This window comes from Caloramator quimbayensis (assembly GCF_900167605.1).
GTDB lineage: Bacteria > Bacillota > Clostridia > Clostridiales > Caloramatoraceae > Caloramator_B > Caloramator_B quimbayensis.
This window is the reverse complement of sequence record NZ_FUYH01000022.1, coordinates 1-23,135: the sequence shown is the minus strand read 5'-3', so window position 1 is coordinate 23,135 and position 23,135 is coordinate 1. Positions and strand designations below refer to the sequence as shown.

Sequence of the window (23,135 nt, the reverse complement as noted above, 5' to 3'; positions counted from 1 at the left end):
TCCTTTCATTATAATATTTAGGGTTTTATCAGGGTAAAACTATTATGTGTTGTTTTACCCTGATGCTTTATATTTACTTTTTCTTAATGAGTCAATTTTTATTCTTAATTATCCAAGCATCTTTTCAAGGTCAGCCTTTGCATCACCGCTTATAAGGTTTAGGTTGAAATTATTTACAAGGACATCTACAACCTGAGGTGATAAAAACTCTGGAGCCTTAGGTCCTATATATATGTTCTTAACTCCAAGGCTGAAAAGTCCAAGAAGTATTGCAACAGCCTTTTGCTCAAACCATGAAAGAACTATAGTTAAAGGCAAATCATTTACTGTGCAGTTAAATGCCTCAGCAAGAGCAAGAGCTATTTTAACAGCAGATATTGAGTTGTTGCACTGTCCAAGGTCTATATATCTTGGGATATTTGTACCCGGTACTGTTCCATAATCAACATCGTTAAACCTGAACTTTCCACAGGAAGTTGTAAGAAGTACACAGTCCTTTGGAAGTGATGTTGCAAGCTCTCTATAATAGTCTCTTCCCTTAGTCGGGGCATCGCAGCCTGCTATTGTAAAGAACCTTCTTATCTTTCCAGTTTTTACTGCATCTATTATTTCAGGTGCTAAACTTAAAACTGTGCTGTGATGAAAACCAGTTATTAATGTTTTATCAGATTCTATATTTGCTTCTTTAAGGGACAGTGCCTTTTCAATTATTGGTGTAAAGTCATCATTTTCTATTTTAGTAACTTCTTCAAGTCCTGTTACATCATAAGTGTATATTCTGTCCTTATATGTTCCATTTAAAATAGGCATTACACAGTTTGTTGTAACAAGTATTGCTCCTGGGAACTCTTCAAACACTTTTCTTTGGTCATACCATGCCTTTCCTACATTCCCCTTAAGATGAGAGTATTTCTTAAGCTCAGGATATCCATGGGCTGGTAGCATCTCTGAATGTGTGTAAATATTAATTCCTTTACCTTCAGTCTGCTCTAATAGTTTTCTTAAGGCATAAAGATTATGTCCAGTTACAAGTATTGCATGGCCCTCAACCTTATCCTCTGATACAACAACCGGAGTTGGAATGCCAAGATAATCCGTATGTGCCTTATCTAAAAGTTCCATAACCTTAACTGTTGCACTTCCAACCTTTAAAGCCATGTTTATGTTGTCCTCAAGATTGAAATTAACATTAGTAAGAGTTGTATATAAAGCCTCCTGAGTTATAGCATCAACTTCAGCATCAGTATATCCAAGCTGTCTTGCATGTACTGCATAGGCCGCAACCCCTTTAAGTCCAAGTATTATTGTATCCTGAAGGCTTGCAATTGTTGGGTTCTTGCCGCACACTCCAAACTTTGTGCATCCTCCCTTTGGTGTTTGCTCACATTGATAGCAGAACATATCCATAAAAAATTCCTCCTTTAAATTAGAACTTTTCTTTGCTTTATGATTAGATTATAATAAATTTTAAGGTCAAACTCGGTAACCGATGTTACCATATAAAAAAAGGAGAAATTTTCTATGAAAATTGAGCAATATGTAAAAGACCTTAAAAATTCAGATTTATTTAAAGAATACGATGATAAAAACATTATAGAGTTATTTAAAGAGTTAAACTACAAAATAGTTGAATATAAAGATGAAGATGTGATTTTTTTTGAAAACGAAGAATGCAGAAACTTAAGTTTAATTTTAAAAGGAGGCGTCAGAATTCAAAAGATAGATTCCTTAGGGAAGGTTTTAACTGTAGCAGAATTTTTTGCCTTTGACGTATTTGGTGAAAATCTCATATTTGGAAACAGAGATAAATATCCCATGACCGTTGTTTCAAAGGGGAGCTCTGTTATTTTGCATATTGATAAGCAGTCAGTAATAAAGCTTTGTATTAAAAATCAAAAGTTTCATCTCGAATTTTTAAAAACAATTTCAAATAAAGCAATAGTCTTAAGCACAAAGCTGAAGGAAGTAACTTTAAAAACTATAAGGCAAAGAATATGTGAATATCTTTTATGGCAGTATTCCATTCAAAAAAACAATACTATATTTATCGGAATGTCTAAAAAGGAATGGGCAGATAAGATAGGAGTTCAAAGGCCCTCCTTATCGAGGGAACTTATAAAGATGAAAGAGGAAAATTTAATAGATTACGATAAGGATACAGTAACGATTAAAAACATATCAGAGCTTGAAAACTATATTGTTTAAACACATGCAAAAAGCCTCTAATTCAAAAGTTAGAGGCTGTTATATTTTTATGAGTTCTATGCAGATTTATTTAAGTACTCCCATCCTATTGAAAGGAAACAGAGTAAATATGGCTTTACCTTCTATTTTATCAGCTTTTATATAACTGTACTGCCAATATCTGCTGTCTAAAGAATTAGCCCTGTTATCGCCAAGGAAAAAATATTCACCATCAGGTACCACAAAGGGCTCTGAAGCAGTATAATCGTCCTTATTAACTACATAGGGTTCTTCATATTTTTTACCATTTATATAAACTGTTCCATCCTTAATATCTATTTTATCCCCCGGAAGACCTATAAGCCTTTTTACAAGCCTCTCACCAAGCTCATCGGAATAGAATACAACTATATCTCCCCTTTTTAGATTTTCAGGATGATAAACCCTTGTTACAAATATTCTATCCTGAACTTTAATAGTTGGATACATGGACTCTGTAGGAACTAATATCTTAAAAAATAAAAATTTATTTATTGCAAGGGCAATTATAAAAGCTATTACTATAGGTATTACCCATTCTTTAACAAAAACTTTTATGCTATCCAATGCCTTTCCTCCTTTAGGACAAAAATACTATATAGATTATGGTATCACTATTTTATAATTTTTGCATTAAAAATTTACCAACAAATTAATAATTCACACTTTATTAAAACAATATTCCAAGATTCAACATATAATATCATATAAATTGCACCCAAAATAAAGTAAGGTGAGGAGCTATGCTAAAATTCAAACCACTTTCAATCAATGATAAGGCATTGTTTGAAAAATATATTAAGCCCTATAAATTTTTCACCTGCGATTTTTCCTTTATAGACTTATATATGTGGAGGAATTTATTCCATGTTGAGTACTGTATTTATGATGATGCATTAATAATCAGAAAAAAAGAATTTGATGAACCATACTTTTTCCTCGAACCCCTTGGATATAGAATGGATAATCTTGAAAAAATATTGAATGAACTTAAAGATTATAAAAATGGAGAGCATCTGATAAAATACGCTGAATCACACTTTATAAAGGATTTAAAAGCGCTTTTGCCGGATAAATATATAATAGAGGAAGACAGGGACAACTTCGATTATATATATGATACTAAAAGGCTCATTTCACTTTCTTCAAACTCCCTTTCAAAAAAAAGAAACAATTATAACCATTTCGTAAAAAATAACATCTATGATGTAAAAATTTATAATGAAAGCCTTTTAAAAGACTGCATATATATAATAGAAAACTGGTACAAAAATTGCCCAAAGCTGCATTTTCTTTCCCATGAAATCGAAGCAGTACACGATGTTCTATTAAACTTTTCAATTTTAAATCTGCAATGCATGGTAGTGTATGTATATAACGAACCCTGTGCTTTTTCAATAGGGGAGATACTAAATGAAAACATGGCAGTAATTCACGTTGAAAAAGCCGATAGAAGTATAAGGGGGCTTTACAGCTTTATAAATAAACGCTTTGCAGAAACTTTTTACAAAGATATACTCTATATAAACCGTGAAGAGGATTTAGGAATAGAAAACCTTAGAAAAGCAAAACTGTCCTACAATCCCATATTTCTTGAACCAAAATATATAATAAAATAAGAGCTGCTATTGCAGCTCTTTTGCACATATATCAACTATTTTTAATATAACTTCAACAGCCTTTTCCATAGACTCCTTGCAGATATATTCATACCTTCCGTGGAAGTTATGTCCTCCTGTAAAAAGGTTTGGTGTTAAAAGTCCCTTAAAGGTTAAAGCCGAGCCGTCAGTTCCTCCTCTTATAGGCTTCACTTTTGAAGTAATATTGCATTCCTTAATAGCCTTTAATGCTATATCTACAACCTTCCTGTCCTCTTCTATCTTCTGCCTCATATTATAATACTGATCCTTAACCTCTATAACGATTGTATCTTTTCCATATTTATTATTTAATTTATCAACATTATCAACAATGAATTTTTTTCTTTCTTCAAATTTATCTTTATCAAAATCCCTTATTAAAAAGCGAAGGTTTGTTTTTTCAACATCTCCTCTTATAAAAAGAAGATGATAAAATCCCTCATACCCTCCCGTCCTTGAAGGTATTTCATCCTTTGGCATCATATCTATAAGCTCATTGGCAATAAGCAGGGAATTTTTCATTTTGCCCTTAGCATCCCCGGGATGGCTGTTTACACCATTTATAGTTATCCTCGCATCAGCAGCATTAAAACTTTCATATTCAAACTCACCAAGGGCTCCCCCATCAACAGTATAAGCAAAATCAGCCCCAAACTTCTCAAGATTAAATTTTTCCGTACCCCTTCCAACCTCTTCATCGGGAGTAAAGGCAGCTTTTATCGTACCATGGGGAATTTCAGGATGATTTATAAGATACTCAAGTACCTCAACAATCTCTGCAATACCTGCCTTATCATCGGCTCCAAGAAGGGTTGTTCCATCGGTTGTAATAATAGTCTTTCCTATGTAGTTTTTAAGATGAGGATGCTCATCTACAAGCATTATAATATTTTTCTCATCATTAAGAACAATATCCTTACCGTCATAATTTTCAATTATATTAGGCTTTATACCATCCCCTGCCATCTCTGGGGATGTATCCATATGTGCTATAAAGCCTATCGTTGGGACATCTTTTTCTGTGTTTTTAGGAAGAGAAGCGTATACATATCCATATTCGTCCATCGATACATCCTGTATGCCTATTGACTTTAATTGCTTTACTAAAAATTCTGCAAGTTTAAGCTGATTTTTAGTACTTGGAGTAGTATCTGATTCATCATCAGAGCGGGTATCAAATTTAACATATTCTAAAAATTTCCCCAAAACGCCTGACATCTTATCATCTCCTTTATTTTTCTAAATATTATTATAATACAACACATTTAAAAGTTAAAACAATGAGCCTTCATTTGAAGGCTCAATTGCATAAAAAGTATTCAATTCTGTCAATATCAATACCAACATAAACCCATCTTCTCCCATTCCATCTCCAGCCTGCTATAGAGTTCCTCCCAACAAAGGTCAGATACATCCAAAAGGCTCTGCCGTTTCTAAGCCATATATAGGTGAATCTAAACAGGCACTTTCTAATAGCTCTTGGATCAACTGCACTAAAGCCCTGGGTCTTTGGTTTTGAAGGAGCAGATAAAGGAGGCATGTTCTTTGGAGGTCCCGCTATAGATGGATTAAAGGACGGTCCAAAAGGAAACTGGCGATTATCATCATAGGACCTCATGTTTAATTCTTCCTGCATTTCAAATCCCATTCCAAACTGCTCCATTATATTTCCGATTGGGACTTCATAAAATTCAAAATCCATACTTTCTCCCCTTAAAATAATTTCATTACATAATATGAATCAGGAGAGAAAAAAGTTAATATTTTTATTCATTTTTACCGCAGCATTTTTTATATTTCTTACCGCTTCCACAGGGACAAGGATCATTTCTCCCTATTTTATTCTCCTTAACAACTGTATGATCTATATTATACTGTTTTCTTATTTCCTTTCTTTTCTCAGATGTAAGTATATTATCCCAGGATTTCAGCTCATAGAGCCAGCTTGCCTTAGCATCTATCATGTTATAAAAGAGCTTCTCAAAATTTATATCAAGTTTTATATTTGAGTCCTCTTCAAGGCTTTCAAGCTCAAGCATTTCATTTAAACTCGTATTTATGCCCTGAAGAAAACCTAAAACCTCTTCACTGCTTAAATTATACTTTTCTCCAAATCCCTTAACTGTTGTTTCAATAACATTCTCTTTGTTTTTAAGTATATCATCATAAATGTCCATTTCTTTTTTTAAATATTCTTCCCAGAACTTATCGTATTCTTCCTGCGTCCTTGGCATGGATGCAATTTCTTCCCACTTTTCAAATAAACTCATATCTATTCCCCTTTTCTTATAATATTCCTTTGATATTATATCATCTTTTTTATGTTATAACTATTTTTTTATAATCAAATAAAAAAATCCTTTCATATAATGATATAGTAAAACAAAATATGAGGTGATTTAATGTATAACTATCCCTTCAGCGAATGCTATAACTGCCCACTTTACAGGATGAAGCCCCAAGTATCCTACGTAAGAATTCTTCACGCATCTCCCAATACACCTGCAGTTGATGTATATGCCAACGATAAAATAATAGCTAAAAATCTTTCCTATAGAAATTTTACCCAATATATAGGAGTTCCTGTTGGAGAATACAGAATAAAGGTCTTTAAAGCTAATACAACTCAAAACCCACTAATAGACACAAGCATTGAACTTCCAGGCTCCTCTGCTTTTACAGTTGCTGCAATTGGTATGCTTCCGAATATAAACCTATTCCCAATTGTAGAGCACAAAAAACCCCTTAATCCAGACAAACTATATTTAAGATTTGCCCATCTATCTCCCGATGCGCCTGCTGTTGATATAGTAACTCCCGATGGAAATAAACTTTTTGAGGATATATCCTATAAAGAAGTTGCTGATTATATAGAAATAAGTCCCGGTACCTATTCTGTAAATGTAAATATAGCGGGCACAAATAATACTGTTTTAACTGTACCAAACATCAGGCTTCTGCCAAACAGATACTATACTATATATGCAGTAGGCCTTGCAGGAGGAAAGCCCTCACTTCAGGTACTCATTCCTCTTGATGGCGCATCATATTTAAGGGAATAGGTAAACTATTCCCTTAATCTTTACTGTATTTAAAATAAACATCACAATGGACATATCGTTCAAATACATTAATATCATTTATAATATCCTTCCTCTTTGAAATCAAAAATGATATAGCTTCCCATAAAAGTACCCATCCTCCAATGTTAAACCCCTGAAGTGCAGTGTTTAAAAATATATTAGATTCAAATTGTTTTTCCAATACCAAGGCTAAAAACAAGAGAGAAAAGGAAATAAAGGCATATAAAGCCACTCTTCTGTAAGACTGCCTCAGCACTCGTATCTCTCCTCTTAAATAAAAGGAATAGTAATTTTTAAGTTTTAACGCTATAAGCCTCTCCGCCTCTTCATTTCTTACCTCATTTGATATGTAAAAACATATTTCTATATCATGTTTAAAGGGTATATCATAGGAGCAGCTCCTCAAAAAAAAGTCTAAATCAGGATCCAAATCTCTCTTTTGAAAGGGAGCGTTGTCCCAATCGTTAAATATATCCGTATACTTATTAAGGGATACCTCTATAATATAGTTTCCTGTATCAGGATTTCTTTCATATATCTTTTTAAGATAATCTTCCCTTTTGGATTTTTTTAAAGCCATAAGTCCACTCCTTAATAAAGGATAATATATATTTAGCTTTTCCATTTTTTAATGTAAAATTATATACAAATATATTCATTTTGGAGGATTTTTATTATGGAAATATACAGAGCCTATTACATGTCTAAAATAGGTATGCTTGAAATTTTAGGAAACGAAGATGGTATATCAGCTATAAACTTTGTTAATGGGAAATTGCAGCCGACCAAGGCAAGTGAAATCCATCCAAGCCTTATAGACTGCATAGATCAGCTTCAAAGATATTTTGAAGGAAGCTTAAAGGAATTCAACGTTAAACTAAATATTGCAGGTACAGAATTTCAGAAAAAAGTTTGGAATGAGCTTATGAAAATACCCTACGGAAAAACAGTAAGCTACCTATATATTGCAAAATCCATTGGAAATGAAAAAGCTGTAAGAGCCGTCGGAGGAGCCAACAATAAAAATAAAATACCTATTATAATCCCCTGCCACAGGGTAATAGGAAACAATGGAAAACTTATAGGTTATGCAGGAGGATTAGGGATAAAGGAATGGCTTTTAAAGCACGAAGGAGCGCTTAAGCATAATTATTAAAGTTTTTAAATTATATTCCTTGTATCAAACTTATAAAGCCCATAAACTTAAAGCCAACCTTTTTCACTCATTAATAAGCTCTAAGCCTTGATTCCTTAAAAATCAAGGACTTCTATAAACTCGCAAGCTCAAACTAACCAAAGTTTTAAAATTTTCAACGTCATCAACGCAAGAGCTTTTAAAATTCGTTTTATATTAGCTTTAGCAGTTTTATGGGCTTTTCTTTATAAAAAATGCCATAAAGATGCACGAGTTTGTCACTTGTCAACTGGGTGACACTATTTAACAAAATACTTATTTATTTCATCTATGCTTTGCATGTCTAAAATATATTCAACTATAATTTCTAATGTAGCAACATCTAACTCCTGTATTTTCATTTTTAATTCATTAGGTATTATGCCAAATTTCTTTGTTAATAATTTTATTGCTGTTTTTGAAAGTGCTATAGTTTCTCCTTTTTCTATACCTTTTTCTATACCTTTTTCTATACCTTTTTCCATACCTTCTCGTCTAAATATTTCTGCTAAAGTCATAGCATACTCACTCCCTTCTACAAATATTTTCTCTATATCCTTAGTTATCTCCTTAAAATCACTTTCTGTCATTTGTTGATATGAACTAAATATGTATCTTATATATGTTTCAAAGTAATGCAGCCCTGTTTGTTTATCCTCAAGTTCAGATAAATACATTGCTGCATTTAATATCGTTTTTTTCATCTTACTTACATCATCTGAAAATATATTTCTTAATATTGATAGCATTATTCTTAACTGTACTCGTCCCTTTATATCCTCATCTTTATATCTTGATATATCATACAGTAGATATTCAAAGTTTGGTATATATTTTTTTATTTCTTCTGTAAGCTCATCATATCCTTCTATTATTGTTCCTAAATCATTTCTTATGTTCCATTTTTCACTTCCATGATATACTACAAGAGGAATAATTATTGGTAATTTACCCACTCCCTCCTTCTTTATGCTCATCTCCCATATCTCTACAATATATCTTAATAACTGCAGGGCTGTTTGTTTACTTACATAGCTTTTGTGTTCAAATAGAAAATATATATATCCTTCCCTATTACTTATATTTACCTTAAACAGCATATCTGAATATACTTCTTGGAGCTTTTCGTTTATAAAGCTATCCTTCTGAAGTACCAATGTTTCTAAATCTATTAGTTTTACTATTTCTTGTGGTAGATAGTTTATCATAAAATCCTTTGCTACATCTATATCAGAAAAGGTTTCTTTGAAAAATTTATCGTGGGGATTTTGTATTTTCATATTTTCACCTACTAATTTTTCTACATTGCCTCAATTAATAATATCAATAAATATATTCTTTAATTTTATATTATTATATTTAATCCTTTTTTTCAACTTGTATACATACAATCAACAATGTGTCATCTTTATTCCACCTAAAAGTTATGGCTGCCATCAAAAAAACATAAAAGCCCCGATTTCTCAAGGCTTCTATCTATCATATAAATAGAACGTTCAAATATATCTTTGGATGATTATTTTAACTTTTATCCTGCAAAAAACCATCCACATTTTTGTAAACTCCATTATTATTACCTATTCTCTTTAATTCTATAAAACTAATTACTTCAAACCCTATACTTTATTCTACCTTCAGCCACCATAGATACTGCAGTGCTGTCACCATCTTCATCCAATTCTTCCACTTCATTTTCACACATCTTTTCAACCTGCTTCATTACTATATCCATCGCCTTTTCTGCCTGCTTTGGCGGGTAATCATATTTTTTAAGCAGCCTCTTAATAATCGTCCTCATTTTAGCCCTTGCCGAATTTCTTTTGCTCCAGTCAACTGTTATGCTGCTTCTTATAGCTTCAGTTAATTCATGTGCTATTTGTTTTAGAACATCATCACTCATAAAAAGTTTTACTGCATCATCTGATGTTAAGGCATCATAAAAGGCTATTTCATCTTCTGAAAGACCAAGACTCATATCTTCTTCTCTTGCCTTTTTTATTTCCTCTGCAAGTTTTATAAGTTCTTCAATTACTTCTAAATTTGTTATTGCTTGATTTTTGTATTTATTTAATGCCTTATCCAGCTTTTCTGAAAATTTTTCAGATTTTACTACATTTCTTTTTTCTATTGATTTTATTTTTCCTTCAAGAAGTTTCTTTAACATTTCAACAGCAAGATTTTTATACTTTATAGATTTTACTTCTTCTAAAAATTCATCTGATAATATTGATATATTAGGTCTTTCAAGTCCTAATGAATCAAAAACATCAATAACTTCCTCCGATATTATTGTCCTTTGTAAAAGCTGATTTACTCTGTGCTCTATTTCTTTTTTTGAAAGTTTGTTTGTTGCCTTATTCTCAAGCTTTACAAGGCTTGCCTTTACAGCTTTAAAATAGCAGACCTCAAGGGCAGAAGCTCTTCCTTCCTTAGTTGATGCACAAAGTGAATGGGATTTAGAAAGTTCTACAACTGTATTTTTAAATTCCTTTTGCTCCTTTTCTTCCATTGAAAGCACAAAATCCATCCCCGCTGTAATAGCTCTTATTCTTTGCTTCTCAGTTCCGTTTACATATCCTGAGTAATCTAATTTATGGAACATATCTTTTAAAACTTCAAGTTTTTCAAGCATTATTGAAACTGCAACGGATGTATCTATTCCTGTTGTCTTTTTATCGCTTTCTGTATAAACCTTAAGTGCCTTCTTTAAGCTTTCGAATATTCCTATATAATCAACAATTACACCACCTGGCTTATCTTTAAAAACTCTATTTACTCTTGCAATTGCCTGCATTAGGTTATGTCCCTTCATTGGCTTGTCAATATACATTGTGTGCATTGAAGGAACATCAAATCCTGTAAGCCACATATCCCTTACTATAACAATTTTAAGTTCATCGTTTATATCCTTCATTCTTTTTGCTAGTATTTCTTTCCTTTGTGAACCGCCTGTTAGATGTTTTTGCAGCTTTTCTTCATCCGATGCATCCCCAGTTATTACAACTTTAATCTTTCCTTTATTTAAATCATCACTATGCCAATCCGGCCTTAAATTTTTTATTTCTTCATAAAGATCTGCACAAATTCTTCTACTCATGCAGACAATCATAACTTTCCCATCAATTGTTTTTATTCTTTCTTCAAAATGATTTACTATATCCTGTGCTAAAAGTTTTAATCTATTAGGTGAACCAACAACCGCCTCAAGTCTTGACCACTGCCCTTTATATTTATCCTTTAGTTCATCCTCCTGTCCCTCCATAAGCTCTTCAAATTCTTCATCTATTTTCTTTAATTCTTCTTCCTCCGCCTCAAGCTTTATTATCCTGTTTTCATAATATATTTTTACTGTTGCTCCATCTTCAACAGCCCTTGTCATATCATATATGTCTATATAATCCCCAAAGACTTCTGTTGTTGATTTAGCCCCTGCTTCACCTTCTATTCCAATAGGCGTTCCTGTAAATCCTATAAAGGAAGCATTCGGCAGGGCATCTCTAACATATTTAGCATACCCATATTTTACATCACCAGTTTTAACATTAGTTTTTGGATCAAAACCATATTGGCTTCTATGGGCCTCATCTGCAATTACTATTACATTGTGTCTGTCTGTTAAAACAGGCATTTCGCCTTCTTCTATTTTGAATTTTTGTATAGTAGTAAATATTATTCCTCCTGCTTCTCTTTCATTAATAAGGTCAAATAATCCATGTATTACTTTTGATTTTTCTTTTTTGTTATTTTCTTTTTGTTCGTCAGAAAGTTTTCTTACATCTGCCTGAACAGGATCTTGTCTTAATATATCTTTTGCCCCGCAAAAAGTATTATATAGCTGGTCATCAAGGTCGTTTCTATCGGTTATAACCACAATTGTAGGGTTGTTAAATTTTTTAACAAGCTGTGCAGCATAAAATACCATTGTAAAGCTCTTTCCTGAACCTTGGGTATGCCATACAACACCAATCTTTTTATCTATTGAATTTATAGCTTTCTCTGTATTTTCTACTGCCTTTTTTACAGCAAAATATTGATGATATGCAGATAGTATTTTATTAAGTTTTATTTTATCTCCAATCTTTCTGCCCTTTGAATCATAGTCTGCTGCACTTGTTTGTTGGTATGTTAAGAAGTTTTCTACAATGTCAAGTAATCTATCCTTCCTTAGCATACCTCTTAATAAAATTTCATACTGTGGAATAGATAGTGGCTCTACATTTATACCATCTATACTTCTCCAGTTCATAAACCTTTCAAAGTTAGCTGTTATTGTCCCTGCCTTTGCATTTATTCCATCTGTTATTACTATAAATGCATTATAGTAAAAAAGTGTTGGAATATCCCTTTTATATGTTTGTATTTGATTATATGCCTTTTCTATTCCTACATTTTCATCGGTTGAGGATTTAAGCTCCATTACAACAAGGGGAATACCATTTACAAATATAATTACATCTGGTCTTCTTTTTTCTACTTCTTCTATTCTGAATTGATTTACCACCAAAAAATCATTTTTATCTATATTTATAAAGTCAATTATATATGCCTTTTCTGTTTTGATTATTCCATTCTTTTTAAATGTAACGTCTATTCCTTCAACCATAAGTTTATGAAAGTATCTGTTGTTTTCTTCAAGTATCGGGCTGTTGAAGGTTATTATTTTCCTGTATGCCTCTTCTATTGCATCCTCTGGCAAAGTAGGATTAATTTGTCTTAAAGCATCTAATACTCTGTTTTTTAATATTACTTCTCTAAAGTCTCTTCTTTCAGGATTATCGCTATCTGGTGCAATATCTGGACCATACAGATGTTCATAATCAAGCTCATCAAGTATTTCTATTGTCGCCTCTTCAAGCTGCTGCTCTGTAAAATCAATTAATAAACCCATTTAAATCCCCACCTTTGATTAATTGAAATAGAATTTATACAATTTTATTAACTCTCAAATACTTTATTTTATATTTATTTGGTATTTTTTTAATAATTCTTCTGCAATCTTTTCTCCCTTTTCTGTAATAAAAGCTGATTTAGCACGATATGAGCCTGTGATTAAATCTTCATCAGTCAGTTCATTTAAAATATCAAAGTCATATCCTTTCCATGTTCTTAGATATTCCATGCCAAACTGTTTTTCCTTCCATGATGTTAAGTACATAAGCATTAATGTTAGTTCTTTAATTGTATTTTTTATATCCTCAGACATTTTTATATTCCTTTCTTTTATTATTTTGAGGCACCCTAATTTCACCAGACATAAGCTTTGGAAGAAGGGTATCACGAAGTTGGGAGAGATTATTTACTTCAAATGTTCTTATGGAAATTTGTTTGAATATTTTTTCTGTAATATCGTAATATTTTTCTAACAATTCCTTTTGGGGTAATATTATTTTTAATTTATTTATATTATCTTTATTAATATGTTGCTGTGCTCCTCCTGTTTGTAAGTTAATTAATTGTTTTATCTGCATTTTCATTAAAGGATAAATAAATTCAGCTTTATATAATTTATTTTCTAAAATACCAACCAAAGACTGATTAGTACAACTGTCAATTTCTAACAATGAAATTTTACCCAGTGTAGCTCCTGTTATTGCAATAACAATTGTTCGCCTTGGTAGTAGTTTTGTAGAAGATTCTTTTAATCCCTTTTCAGTTATGTATTCTGTAGGCTCAATTATTCTAAAATCATTTGCTTTTGCTGAATTACACCAAGGTATAGTTCCATTTTCCCAATATTCTTTCTTTTCCCTTTTAGGTGTTCCTCCTAAAGATGTTTCTAAAATTTCTCCTAACCTTCTTACCTCCCACCCCTTAGGAATAGGGCCAAGTTCACTTTCTACCATTTCACCGCCGCTTGACTTATATGGCTCTCCATTTTCGTTTGGAAATTCAAAATCCACAAAATAGTGTTTAAAAATTGTTTGGGCTATTTCTTCTAATACTTTGTTTATCCTGTTGTTTATTTCTATCTTTTCATCAATGTCTGATAAAATTTTAGCTATGGCCTTTTGCTCATGAAGGGGAGGAAGAATAATTTTAAATTCACTTAATACTTTACCTGATACTTCTTTAAATGTTGACCCATTAGCTATTTGTTCAATCTCATTCTTCTTATATTTCATTAAGTAATAAACGAAAATATTATAAGCTATTTCATCATTACAAATAATATTTTTATATCCTTGATTAGTAGCTAATTCTTTACCTGCTATAGCTACATATCCTATAGGTGCTCTCGAACTAAATAAAACTGTTCCCTTTGGCATTAATTTAGCACTTGAATTTTCAAGACCTTCCTTTGTAATAGAACGTTCACCTTTATATATATATCTTTCATAAAAACCCGATAAATCTTTGGGTGTAATCCAACTAACATTTCCATCCCAATATTTAGATTCTTTTGTATTAGGAGTTCCTCCACCAACTACTTTTCCAATTTCTCCAATTACTTTTACATCCCAATCAGCTGGAATTAATCCCAATTCTGTCTCTCTCCACTCATTACAGCTCATATCCAAGCCCCCTTAAGTTCTTCTTTATCTCTTCCTCAAGGTGTCTTGATTTTGAAAACAGTTCTGCAAGCTCACTTGTTAAGTTCTCCATCTTCTCTTCAAAATCAATTCCATCACCTTCAACTTCTTCTATTCCTACATATCTTCCTGGGGTTAGAATATATTCATGCTCTCGTATTTCATCAATTGTTACTGATTTGCAAAATCCTTTTATATCCACATATTGGCCATCTTTATTTCGCCAATTATGATAAGTTTCCGCAATTTTCTTTATGTCTTCATCTGAAAGTTCTCTATGTCTTCTATCTACAAGCTGTCCAAGTTTTCTTGCATCTATGAATAAAAACTCATGTCGTCTGCTTCTGTATTTTGGATTGTTTGCTTTGTTTCTGTTTAATATCCAAAGGCAGGCTGGAATTGCTGTTGTGTAAAATAATTTATCTGGCAAGGCAACTATACAATCAACAATATCTTCTTCTATTAAATTCTTTCTTATTTCTCCCTCATTAGATGTATTTGAACTTAATGAACCATTGGCAAGAACAACTCCTGCTACTCCATTTGGTGCTAAGTGATATATCATGTGTTGCAGCCATGCATAGTTTGCATTTCCTGCTGGAGGAATGCCATACTTCCATCTTGCATCCTCTGTAAGTTTTTCTCCACCCCATTCACTAATATTAAAGGGAGGATTTGCTAAAATATAATCAGCCTTTAAATTTTTATGCAAATCGTTATGGAATGTATCTGCATTGTGTGGCCCTAAATCACCATCAAGCCCGTGTATTGCAAGATTCATCTTACATAGCTTCCATGTTGTAGGATTAAGTTCTTGACCATAAATTGATATATCATCTATCTTACCTTGATGTTCCTGAACAAACCTTTCACTTTGTATAAACATACCTCCACTGCCACAGCATGGGTCATATATTCTTCCTTTATAAGGCTCAATCATTTCAACTAATGTTTTAACAACACTTTTTGGTGTATAAAATTCTCCTCCGCCTTTGCCTTCCTTTTCAGCAAACTGATTTAAGAAATATTCATACACTCTTCCTAAAATATCCTTTTGACCGTCTTGATAAAGCTTAATATTTGAAATAACGTCTATAAGTTCACCAAGCCTTCTTTTATCAAGCTCTGGTCGTGCATATCTTTTATCGAGGACACCTTTTAAGCTTGGATTTTCCTTTTCTATTAAAAGCATTGCGTCATCTATTATTTGTCCTATCCTTGGATCCTTTGCATTGTTCTTTATATTGTCCCATCTTGCCTCTTTTGGTACATAGAATATATTTTCTGCTTCGTATTCATCCCTATCTTCTTCAAATCCTTCTCCTTCTTCTAATAGATACCTATACTTTTGTTCAAACCTGTCAGAAATATATTTTAAAAATAATAATCCTAAAACTACATGCTTATATTCTGCCGCATCCATACTTCCTCTTAATATATCCGCAGCTTTCCAAAGCTGTTCTTCAAAACCTACATTTGCTGTTGACATTTTTCTGCCTCCTTAAATTTAATTCTTTCAATTATTTAATATTTCCACATCAAATTATATTTCCCTTCAAGTTTTCTAAAAAATTAAAAAGCAGGCATTCTAAGTAAATACCTGCTTAAAATATTGACAAAAGTTAAAACCTAAAGGAATTAAAACTTTCTACAAAAAAGTCTACTGCTGGTAGCTGCTGAGATATCTTTAATTCTATTCCTACCTTTTGGCATAAGTCTTTTATTATGCAATACATATATTTATCCCTAACATAAATCGTTTTAGGTATGCCCATTTTAAGTATGTAGCTAATAACCACATTAAATATTACATTTATTTCATCATCTTCGGGAACCATCACATGCTGTTGCAAAACCATACCATTTTTTATGTCAGATAAAATACATAATCTCATTGCCAAAGGCTTATCATATTTTTTATCATTAATTACTGAATTCAAATATGCTATATCTAAATTTAAAATTGCTTTATTTGGTTTTTTAGATTTTAACCTTTTTATAAGCACTTCATCATCTAATGTTGGAACTTTATATTCTATTTCGGGCATAAACACAGGCATTTCTTTATTTATCCACGTATTGTTTTCTTTATCAAACATTCTAAGCAATGTATTTCCGTCTTCAAAATTTACTTTTAATCCATCATTTAGTTCTTCTAATGCAAAATATAACTGTTTTAGAATTTCAGTCATTTTAATAACTTCACTCTTATCAGGCATAAATGGCATATATATTGGATCATAAACTTTAAAGTAAATCCAATTATTCTTACCTCTAAATTTATATCCTAACTTTTTTATTATTTCATATTCATCTTGAGTTAATTCTTCTCTATTTCCATAATTGCACAATATACACTTCTGATATCTCACAGATTGATTTGGGGGCATTTCTTCACTTTGTGATAGTAAAAAGAAGTTATGTATTGCCTCTAATCCTATATATGCACCTATTCCACAAAAATTACCACCTTTTCCCATTATGCTGCAAATAGTAGGCTCAGATTCTTTATCAGGCATTATGGTTATCAAATCCATATCCCATAATTTTTCCCAAGGCTTCATTTCTTTAATCTTTATTGCAGCTTCATATAATTCTCTCCACTCTTCTAAGGTGGCTTCATAACGCATAATAAAACCTCCTTTATACTCCTTCTCTATGTTTTTGTTTAAGATTTCTTATTTCAAACATTAAAAATGTTGCTGTAAGAAGTGAAGATAAAAAGTCTGCTGTTGGGCCTGCAAGCCATACGCCCTTTAATTTAAATATTCGTGGCAATATTAAAAGCAACGGTATTAAAATAATAACCTGCCTTGAAAGGCTTAAAAACATAGAATGCTTTGGTTTTCCTACAGCCTGAAAATAGTTTGAACTTACTATTTGAAAGCCAATTATAGGAAGCATAGATAAAAATATTCTAAGTCCATTTGAGCCTATTTTTATTAGCTCCTTATCCGTTCTATTGAATATACTAATAATAGCAACTGGAAAAAGCTGAACTGCAACAAATCCTATAGTACAAATTGTGGTTGCCGCAAGTATCGCAAGCTTTAAAGTATGTTTTACTCTATCGTATTTTTGTGCTCCATAGTTGTAGCCTATAATAGGCTGAGCACCTTGATTTATACCAAATATGGGCATTAAAATCAGCATGGATATGCTGTTTATAATCCCCATAGCAGCAACTGCTATATCTCCCCCATATTTTACAAGGCTTCTATTTAAAATTATAGTAACAACGCTTGCAGCAAGCTGCATGGAAAAAGGAGACATGCCAATTGAAAATATTGAAAGAATTATATTTTTTTTAAGCCTTAAATTTTTTCTATGAATCTTAAGCATGCTTCTTTTGCTGAAAAAGTATGACAGAACCCATACAGCACTTAATGCCTGCGATATTATTGTTGCAATAGCTGCCCCCTTTATTCCCATATGGAATACAAAAATAAATACAGGGTCGAGTATTGTGTTCGTTACAGCACCTATTAGCATTGTAAACATTGCGTTCTTTGGATTTGCATCAGCCCTTATTAAATTGTTCATACCAAAGCCAACGCTTTGAAATATAACTCCTGACAATATTATAGTTATATAATCCTGCGCATATTTTATTACTGCATCCCCTGCCCCAAAACTTCTTAAAATCCTTCTCTCAAAAATCAAACCAAAAATCATAAGAAGGGAAGATATAATTATAAGAAGTACAAGGGCGTTTCCTACTATTTCTTCTGCCTCATCACGTCTTTTTTGCCCAAGCCTTATGGATACAAGAGCAGCAGAGCCTATTCCAACGAGCATTCCAAAGGCCATTATAACCGTAGTTATGGGGAAAGTTATTGCAATACCTGATATAGCAAGGGAGCCTACTCCCTGTCCTACGAATATTCTATCTACAATATTGTAAAGAGCATTTACAATCATACCAACAATAGCAGGTATTGAAAATTTTAAAAGAAGCTTTCCTACTTTTTCTTCTCCAAGCTGTTTTGACCTATCCATATTATCCTCCTGTCATTATGAAATATGTGAACAAATATTATGATAGCATAAAAAATAAAGGATTAATATATTAATAAAAAGGATTTACAGTAAATTTGCAAAGCCCATAATACTTAAAGCTCATAAACTGCACAGCCAATCTTTTTCACTCATTAATAAGCTCTAAGCCTTGATTCCTTGAAAATCAAGAACTTTTGGAAACTCGCAAGCTCAAACAACCAAAAGTTCTAAGATTTTCTGCGTCATCAAGGCAAGAGCTTCTAAAATTCGCTTTATATTGGCTTTAGCAGTTTATGGGCTTAAACTTAATCAAAACTTTTAAATAGAATTTGTCACTTGTCAATTTGCAGTACTATTATGAACAATTTTCAGCTGCAGGAATTGAAGTCTTCTCATCATATGCCTCAAGCCCTCTCATAAATAGAGAAGCAACAAATACAACTCCTCCAAGTATAATCCACCCCTGCTCTATGCTTATATAGGAAAGAGCTTTTCCCATTCCCATAGGTCCTAATGTGTAGCCAAGGCCTAAAATCATAGGAAGAACTGCATTCATCCTTCCTCTGTGGGATATAGGCGTATGGTTTGCAATAAAGGGAGATGTATTTATTGAAAGAACTATTTCTCCAATTGTAAATATAAATGCTGAAACGAAAAATAAAGGAAGGGTACTAATTAATCCAAGCATCCCAAATCCTACTGCATATAATATTCCTCCATAAAACATACATCTTATGTTTTTTATTTTTTCTGTAAGCTTTGTTACAATCGGAGTAAAGAGCATAACGATAAGCCCATTAAAACTTGCAATAAAGCCGTAATATTTCGGACCCATTTCTTTAAAGTTCTGACTTGCATGCATTGGAAGCATAAAGGACCACTGTGAATATACAAAATTATATCCAAAAATTATAAGGGCAAAATAAAGAAGAATTGGCCTTCTTAAAAGCACCGAAATAACTGAACCTTCTTCTCTTTTTTCTAAAGCCCTGCCTTCATCCTCTATATCCTGTTTTGTAAGATTAATAGTTTCCTTTACGTATATCCCAACGAGTATAAGAGATATTATAGTTGTTGCCGCATCCCCTATAAATACGATTGGAAGATGCCTCTCAAACAAAAAACCTCCTATAATGGGGCCTACTGCAAAGCCTATATTCCACCCCATATATACGAGAGAATAGGCGCCCTTTCTATTTTCTGGAGTTGTAAGGTCAGCAAGAAGTGCATCATAGGCAGGACCTGATATTGAATGACAGGCTCCAGCTGCCATAATAACATACATCATGTTTATAGTCGGTTTCATAAAACCACATATTATATACATCAATGTTCCAAGAAATCCAAAAACCATTATTAATTTCTTTCTCCCAATAGTATCAGCAAGCTTTCCTCCAAGTATGGATACAGGCATCATCAAAAATCCTGCAAGACTGATATATAAGCCTGCCTCTGATTTTGAAAGCCCAATCTTCTGAGTTAGTATTAATGTCATAAGAGGCATTACAAAGCTTCCTACTGAGTTAACTATTCTCGATATGAATATAACATATATCTCCTTTGGCAGTCCTCTATAGGGATTTAAAAGATTAGATATTCTTCTCATTCTATCACCTCCGAATTCTTTAAGCCTCTGCAAATTGACAATCAAATATCCCTATCCTTCCTTAAAAACATCTTGATGAATCCCCCCTAAAATAAAAAGCTATAGATGATACAGCCATCTACAGCCTTAATTTTCATATTTTATCAAAAATTTTTAGATATTTTAAAGCGCTACAAGCAATGCATAGTATAGCTTTAAAAATAAAACATGAACTATAAATTAAGGTTTTATATCGGGCTGTCTTAAACCAAAAAATACAACACAAATAAACCTAAATAATAGGTTAAAAATTGTATTGATATTTATATTTTTTAGTTAAGAACAACCTCCAACATTATTAAAACCCCTTTCCTTAAACTAAGCTTATTATAAAGTATCATGAAAATTTTGTCAACAAATACAATTTGTTAAATATTTATTTTAATTGAAAAAAGCATCTTATTTGCTATAATTATTTTAATATTCAAACTACAGGAGAAGAAGATGGAAAAGATAAAAAGATTTTTGTTTAATTTAGCTGGAGAAATTTATATACCTGAATGCGCCTCTTTAAATTATAGAAAAATTATTCATATAAGCGATACCCCAACTGTAATATATGGAAGCATCATAAGGCTTATTAAAAATACAAAACCTGATATTTTAATACACACCGGAGATGTTGCTGACGATATTAAACTTCAGATGGCTCCTCAGCTTATAAACAGCTATAGGGTAAAAGTTACAAGATTTTTATCATCCCTTTCTCCTTATGTTAAAGATAGAATAATAGTCGTACCTGGGAATCACGATGATTTCGAAACTTTAAAATCTATAAATTCAATTGAAATAATAACTGAAGGAAGTATATTGAACGTAGATGGAATAAGCATTGGATTATCCCATGATTTTTATAATCTTCCTAACGAATGTAATTTATATTTATACGGCCATGACAAAATTATAACAAACCAAAAAGAATATTTGAATGGAATAGATAATATTAATATAATAAATATAGAGGATATGAATATAATTAAACTTCACTATCCATCTGGAACAGATGCGCATAGAACAAGAAAAAAGAAAATGGGGATTTAGGAGGTTTTTTATGTTTTCATTTGTTAGAACAGGTCCAAAGCTCATCGTTTTTGGAAGCGATAACGTTTGTGAATTATCAAACTTTTTCAAAGATAATTTAAAGGGAATTTCTGTTGGTTTAATACAAGCTCTTGAGATAGCGCAGGAGGATAACACCATAATTTTTATTACAGAGCCGGGGAAAAAAATAGCCCGCCTTGAGGATGTAAAGTCTATAATTTTAGTTCCTGAGAGGTCAGATTATCTTTTTTCTTCAATATTAAATTTAAATGCCTATTCATATATAAAGGACTCCCATATAGCACCAGGTACAGTTATAATGAGGGTTTTAGGAAATACAGAAAAAATAATAGAAAGCATAAGGCAAACCTACGACGGCAAGATAATGTCTATTGAAAAATGCCTCGATATTGGCATATCCAATCAAACTATATTGAGCTTTACCGAAAAGCCCATAAACAAAAATCTTAATTTAAAGGATTTTAAAGATGAGCACATGCTTATTGACATGCCTCCTCATATTCTCCATAAGAGGCTTATGAGCCAGTCATTAAGATTTTTAAACGAGGGGCTCGAGGACAAAAATTGGTATGATCTTCAGATTAGAATATACGACAGATACAGTAAGTACCGCCTCCATTATGAAAGACTGTCTATTGTACTTGATAACCTCGAATCGGGGCTTGTACTTGGTGAATCCTATGCAAAGGACTACCCGAGGTTTTTAATGAGCGTGCTTGTATATCAGATAAGGCTCTTTACATTACTAAATCCTATTGAAATCAAAAAAATGCTTCTATCAATGGAATACCTTGAGGATGGAACAAGAATTTCAGACTTAGACCTTATTTATAAAGGGAAAAAGGTTGACTGGGTTGAAGCCCTTGAGCCTTCAACTAAAGGATTTACAAGGCAGGAACTTGGCATGAAATTCAGAGAAGAAACTTTTAAAAAGCTTACTGCCGATAATATAGAAAAGATAAAAAAATATGATGAGGAGATAATCGCAACACGAAAATAGTAAACTTAAATATTATAACTTCCTCGTATTCCTTTTTATGAAACATATTAACTATTATTTAAGTATTATATATATATTAAGGTTCTATAATAAATGTTGGGGCGTAGCCCCAGCATATTTTTTTACAAAAAAATATGCACCTGTTTTAGATGTTTAGTGTAAAATAAAAATACAACGAATTGCAAAAATAAATAATTCTGATAACTGTATTGAGGTTTATTTAGAAATGAAAAGAAAACCTCACACTTGTCCTTGTTGTAATTCTCAAACTAGTAGAGTTCACGACTATAGAATTCAATGTGTTAAACATCTTCCTTTATTCTTAAAATCTACTGTACTTATTATTAAAAAACGTAGGTACCGCTGTAATGTTTGTGGTAAAAGATTTTATGAAAATATTGAATTCCTTCCTCGCTATCATAGAATTACTAATCTTCTGTGTTTTGCAATAATTAAATACAAACTTTTGAAAAAAATCTTTGCAACATCCGCATTACCATAATTGTAAATTAATTGTATTTCATTAATGAATTTTGGAGCCTCCAGCTGGGGCCGTCAAATATTAGTAAATGACTGTGATGGACCATCCTATCAAGTATAGCGTTTGTTAGCTTTTCATCGAAAAAAATACTGTTCCATTTACTGAATTCAAGGTTTGTAGTTAATATTATGCTTTTTTTCTCATAGCATCCTGCTATAACCTGGTATAATAGTTTAGCCCCTTCAATGTCAATTGGAATGTATCCCCATTCATCGCATATCAATAGGTCTACCTGGTC

22 protein-coding genes are annotated in these 23,135 nt (G+C 32.1%); 7 read left to right on the top strand and 15 right to left on the bottom strand.

The genetic code is table 11. The features are described 5' to 3' along the window. Positions 1-108: 108 nt before the first annotated feature. Complete coding sequence (gene hcp / locus B5D15_RS11880; protein WP_078697371.1) at positions 109-1,401, bottom strand: hydroxylamine reductase; 1,293 nt, start codon at positions 1,399-1,401, stop codon at positions 109-111. 120 nt (positions 1,402-1,521) lie between these two features. Between hcp and B5D15_RS11875 the strand changes: the two genes are divergently transcribed. Continuing rightward, entirely contained in the window at positions 1,522-2,205 is a 684-nt protein-coding gene (locus B5D15_RS11875) for a Crp/Fnr family transcriptional regulator (protein WP_078697344.1), read from the top strand. Between the two features lie 66 nt (positions 2,206-2,271). On the opposite strand, the gene lepB is transcribed toward B5D15_RS11875, so the two are convergent. After that, positions 2,272-2,790 (bottom strand): signal peptidase I, encoded by a 519-nt coding sequence (gene lepB / locus B5D15_RS11870; protein WP_078697343.1) that lies wholly within the window; start codon positions 2,788-2,790, stop codon positions 2,272-2,274. A gap of 176 nt (positions 2,791-2,966) precedes the next feature. Here lepB and B5D15_RS11865 point away from each other — a divergent pair, with 176 nt between their 5' ends. After that, complete coding sequence (locus B5D15_RS11865; protein WP_078697342.1) at positions 2,967-3,842, top strand: DUF2156 domain-containing protein; 876 nt, start codon at positions 2,967-2,969, stop codon at positions 3,840-3,842. Positions 3,843-3,848: 6 nt separating this feature from the next. On the opposite strand, the gene pepT is transcribed toward B5D15_RS11865, so the two are convergent. From pepT to B5D15_RS11850, 3 genes are all read right to left on the bottom strand, one after another. After that, positions 3,849-5,081 carry a peptidase T gene (gene pepT, locus B5D15_RS11860; protein ID WP_078697341.1) on the bottom strand — a complete coding sequence of 411 codons (1,233 nt, stop codon included), beginning with the start codon at positions 5,079-5,081 and terminating at the stop codon, positions 3,849-3,851. Positions 5,082-5,163: 82 nt separating this feature from the next. Beyond that, on the bottom strand, positions 5,164-5,565 hold the full coding sequence (locus B5D15_RS15630; RefSeq protein ID WP_207651469.1) for a hypothetical protein: 402 nt from the start codon (positions 5,563-5,565) through the stop codon (positions 5,164-5,166). 64 nt (positions 5,566-5,629) lie between these two features. Further along, the gene (locus B5D15_RS11850) at positions 5,630-6,133 is read right to left on the bottom strand and encodes an SEC-C metal-binding domain-containing protein (RefSeq protein WP_078697340.1); all 504 of its coding nucleotides are present in this window, start codon (positions 6,131-6,133) and stop codon (positions 5,630-5,632) included. Positions 6,134-6,265: 132 nt separating this feature from the next. On the opposite strand from B5D15_RS11850, the gene B5D15_RS11845 reads away from it, so the two are divergent. Further along, positions 6,266-6,925 carry a DUF4397 domain-containing protein gene (locus B5D15_RS11845; RefSeq protein WP_078697339.1) on the top strand — a complete coding sequence of 220 codons (660 nt, stop codon included), beginning with the start codon at positions 6,266-6,268 and terminating at the stop codon, positions 6,923-6,925. A gap of 13 nt (positions 6,926-6,938) precedes the next feature. Here B5D15_RS11845 and B5D15_RS11840 read toward each other — a convergent pair whose 3' ends face one another. Beyond that, complete coding sequence (locus B5D15_RS11840; protein ID WP_078697338.1) at positions 6,939-7,526, bottom strand: hypothetical protein; 588 nt, start codon at positions 7,524-7,526, stop codon at positions 6,939-6,941. 96 nt (positions 7,527-7,622) lie between these two features. Between B5D15_RS11840 and B5D15_RS11835 the strand changes: the two genes are divergently transcribed. Then, entirely contained in the window at positions 7,623-8,102 is a 480-nt protein-coding gene (locus B5D15_RS11835; RefSeq protein WP_207651468.1) for a methylated-DNA--[protein]-cysteine S-methyltransferase, read from the top strand. 278 nt (positions 8,103-8,380) lie between these two features. On the opposite strand, the gene B5D15_RS11830 is transcribed toward B5D15_RS11835, so the two are convergent. From B5D15_RS11830 to B5D15_RS11795, 8 genes are all read right to left on the bottom strand, one after another. Next, entirely contained in the window at positions 8,381-9,400 is a 1,020-nt protein-coding gene (locus tag B5D15_RS11830) for an Rpn family recombination-promoting nuclease/putative transposase (RefSeq protein ID WP_078697337.1), read from the bottom strand. A 329-nt stretch (positions 9,401-9,729) separates the two neighbouring features. Then, positions 9,730-13,008 carry a type I restriction endonuclease subunit R gene (locus tag B5D15_RS11825; protein ID WP_078697336.1) on the bottom strand — a complete coding sequence of 1,093 codons (3,279 nt, stop codon included), beginning with the start codon at positions 13,006-13,008 and terminating at the stop codon, positions 9,730-9,732. 63 nt (positions 13,009-13,071) lie between these two features. Continuing rightward, complete coding sequence (locus B5D15_RS11820) at positions 13,072-13,323, bottom strand: DUF6429 family protein (protein ID WP_078697335.1); 252 nt, start codon at positions 13,321-13,323, stop codon at positions 13,072-13,074. Next, positions 13,316-14,632: a restriction endonuclease subunit S gene (locus B5D15_RS11815; protein ID WP_078697334.1), complete on the bottom strand. Its 1,317-nt coding sequence runs from the start codon at positions 14,630-14,632 to the stop codon at positions 13,316-13,318. Before B5D15_RS11815 ends, B5D15_RS11820 begins: the two co-directional genes overlap by 8 nt. Continuing rightward, positions 14,622-16,139: a class I SAM-dependent DNA methyltransferase gene (locus B5D15_RS11810; protein WP_078697333.1), complete on the bottom strand. Its 1,518-nt coding sequence runs from the start codon at positions 16,137-16,139 to the stop codon at positions 14,622-14,624. Before B5D15_RS11810 ends, B5D15_RS11815 begins: the two co-directional genes overlap by 11 nt. A 133-nt stretch (positions 16,140-16,272) precedes the next feature. Then, positions 16,273-17,280 carry a DUF7309 domain-containing protein gene (locus B5D15_RS11805; protein ID WP_078697332.1) on the bottom strand — a complete coding sequence of 336 codons (1,008 nt, stop codon included), beginning with the start codon at positions 17,278-17,280 and terminating at the stop codon, positions 16,273-16,275. A gap of 13 nt (positions 17,281-17,293) precedes the next feature. Beyond that, positions 17,294-18,649, bottom strand: coding sequence for an MATE family efflux transporter (locus tag B5D15_RS11800; protein ID WP_078697331.1), 1,356 nt, complete (start codon positions 18,647-18,649; stop codon positions 17,294-17,296). Positions 18,650-19,004: 355 nt separating this feature from the next. Continuing rightward, on the bottom strand, positions 19,005-20,255 hold the full coding sequence (locus tag B5D15_RS11795; RefSeq protein WP_078697330.1) for an MDR family MFS transporter: 1,251 nt from the start codon (positions 20,253-20,255) through the stop codon (positions 19,005-19,007). A 483-nt stretch (positions 20,256-20,738) separates the two neighbouring features. Here B5D15_RS11795 and B5D15_RS11790 point away from each other — a divergent pair, with 483 nt between their 5' ends. The 3 genes from B5D15_RS11790 to B5D15_RS15875 all read left to right on the top strand — a co-directional run bounded on the left by B5D15_RS11790 (position 20,739) and on the right by B5D15_RS15875 (position 22,858). After that, positions 20,739-21,335 (top strand): metallophosphoesterase, encoded by a 597-nt coding sequence (locus B5D15_RS11790; protein WP_078697329.1) that lies wholly within the window; start codon positions 20,739-20,741, stop codon positions 21,333-21,335. Between the two features lie 10 nt (positions 21,336-21,345). Further along, the gene (locus tag B5D15_RS11785) at positions 21,346-22,356 is read left to right on the top strand and encodes a hypothetical protein (protein WP_078697328.1); all 1,011 of its coding nucleotides are present in this window, start codon (positions 21,346-21,348) and stop codon (positions 22,354-22,356) included. Positions 22,357-22,582: 226 nt separating this feature from the next. Next, the gene (locus B5D15_RS15875) at positions 22,583-22,858 is read left to right on the top strand and encodes a transposase family protein (protein ID WP_078697327.1); all 276 of its coding nucleotides are present in this window, start codon (positions 22,583-22,585) and stop codon (positions 22,856-22,858) included. Between the two features lie 7 nt (positions 22,859-22,865). Here the strand turns inward: B5D15_RS15875 and B5D15_RS11775 are convergent. Next, positions 22,866-23,135, bottom strand: a 270-nt coding sequence (locus tag B5D15_RS11775) for an ATP-binding protein (RefSeq protein ID WP_179122294.1), incomplete at its 5' end; no start/stop codon positions are given.

Coding starts and splice junctions, on each gene's coding strand:
- hcp (WP_078697371.1), bottom strand. CDS start 1,401: ATGTTCTGCTATCAATGTGAGCAAACACCAAAGGGAGGATGCACAAAG.
- B5D15_RS11875 (WP_078697344.1), top strand. CDS start 1,522: ATGAAAATTGAGCAATATGTAAAAGACCTTAAAAATTCAGATTTATTT.
- B5D15_RS11865 (WP_078697342.1), top strand. CDS start 2,967: ATGCTAAAATTCAAACCACTTTCAATCAATGATAAGGCATTGTTTGAA.
- pepT (WP_078697341.1), bottom strand. CDS start 5,081: ATGTCAGGCGTTTTGGGGAAATTTTTAGAATATGTTAAATTTGATACC.
- B5D15_RS15630 (WP_207651469.1), bottom strand. CDS start 5,565: ATGGATTTTGAATTTTATGAAGTCCCAATCGGAAATATAATGGAGCAG.
- B5D15_RS11850 (WP_078697340.1), bottom strand. CDS start 6,133: ATGAGTTTATTTGAAAAGTGGGAAGAAATTGCATCCATGCCAAGGACG.
- B5D15_RS11845 (WP_078697339.1), top strand. CDS start 6,266: ATGTATAACTATCCCTTCAGCGAATGCTATAACTGCCCACTTTACAGG.
- B5D15_RS11840 (WP_078697338.1), bottom strand. CDS start 7,526: ATGGCTTTAAAAAAATCCAAAAGGGAAGATTATCTTAAAAAGATATAT.
- B5D15_RS11835 (WP_207651468.1), top strand. CDS start 7,623: ATGGAAATATACAGAGCCTATTACATGTCTAAAATAGGTATGCTTGAA.
- B5D15_RS11830 (WP_078697337.1), bottom strand. CDS start 9,400: ATGAAAATACAAAATCCCCACGATAAATTTTTCAAAGAAACCTTTTCT.
- B5D15_RS11825 (WP_078697336.1), bottom strand. CDS start 13,008: ATGGGTTTATTAATTGATTTTACAGAGCAGCAGCTTGAAGAGGCGACA.
- B5D15_RS11820 (WP_078697335.1), bottom strand. CDS start 13,323: ATGTCTGAGGATATAAAAAATACAATTAAAGAACTAACATTAATGCTT.
- B5D15_RS11815 (WP_078697334.1), bottom strand. CDS start 14,632: ATGAGCTGTAATGAGTGGAGAGAGACAGAATTGGGATTAATTCCAGCT.
- B5D15_RS11810 (WP_078697333.1), bottom strand. CDS start 16,139: ATGTCAACAGCAAATGTAGGTTTTGAAGAACAGCTTTGGAAAGCTGCG.
- B5D15_RS11805 (WP_078697332.1), bottom strand. CDS start 17,280: ATGCGTTATGAAGCCACCTTAGAAGAGTGGAGAGAATTATATGAAGCT.
- B5D15_RS11800 (WP_078697331.1), bottom strand. CDS start 18,649: ATGGATAGGTCAAAACAGCTTGGAGAAGAAAAAGTAGGAAAGCTTCTT.
- B5D15_RS11795 (WP_078697330.1), bottom strand. CDS start 20,255: ATGAGAAGAATATCTAATCTTTTAAATCCCTATAGAGGACTGCCAAAG.
- B5D15_RS11790 (WP_078697329.1), top strand. CDS start 20,739: ATGGAAAAGATAAAAAGATTTTTGTTTAATTTAGCTGGAGAAATTTAT.
- B5D15_RS11785 (WP_078697328.1), top strand. CDS start 21,346: ATGTTTTCATTTGTTAGAACAGGTCCAAAGCTCATCGTTTTTGGAAGC.
- B5D15_RS15875 (WP_078697327.1), top strand. CDS start 22,583: ATGAAAAGAAAACCTCACACTTGTCCTTGTTGTAATTCTCAAACTAGT.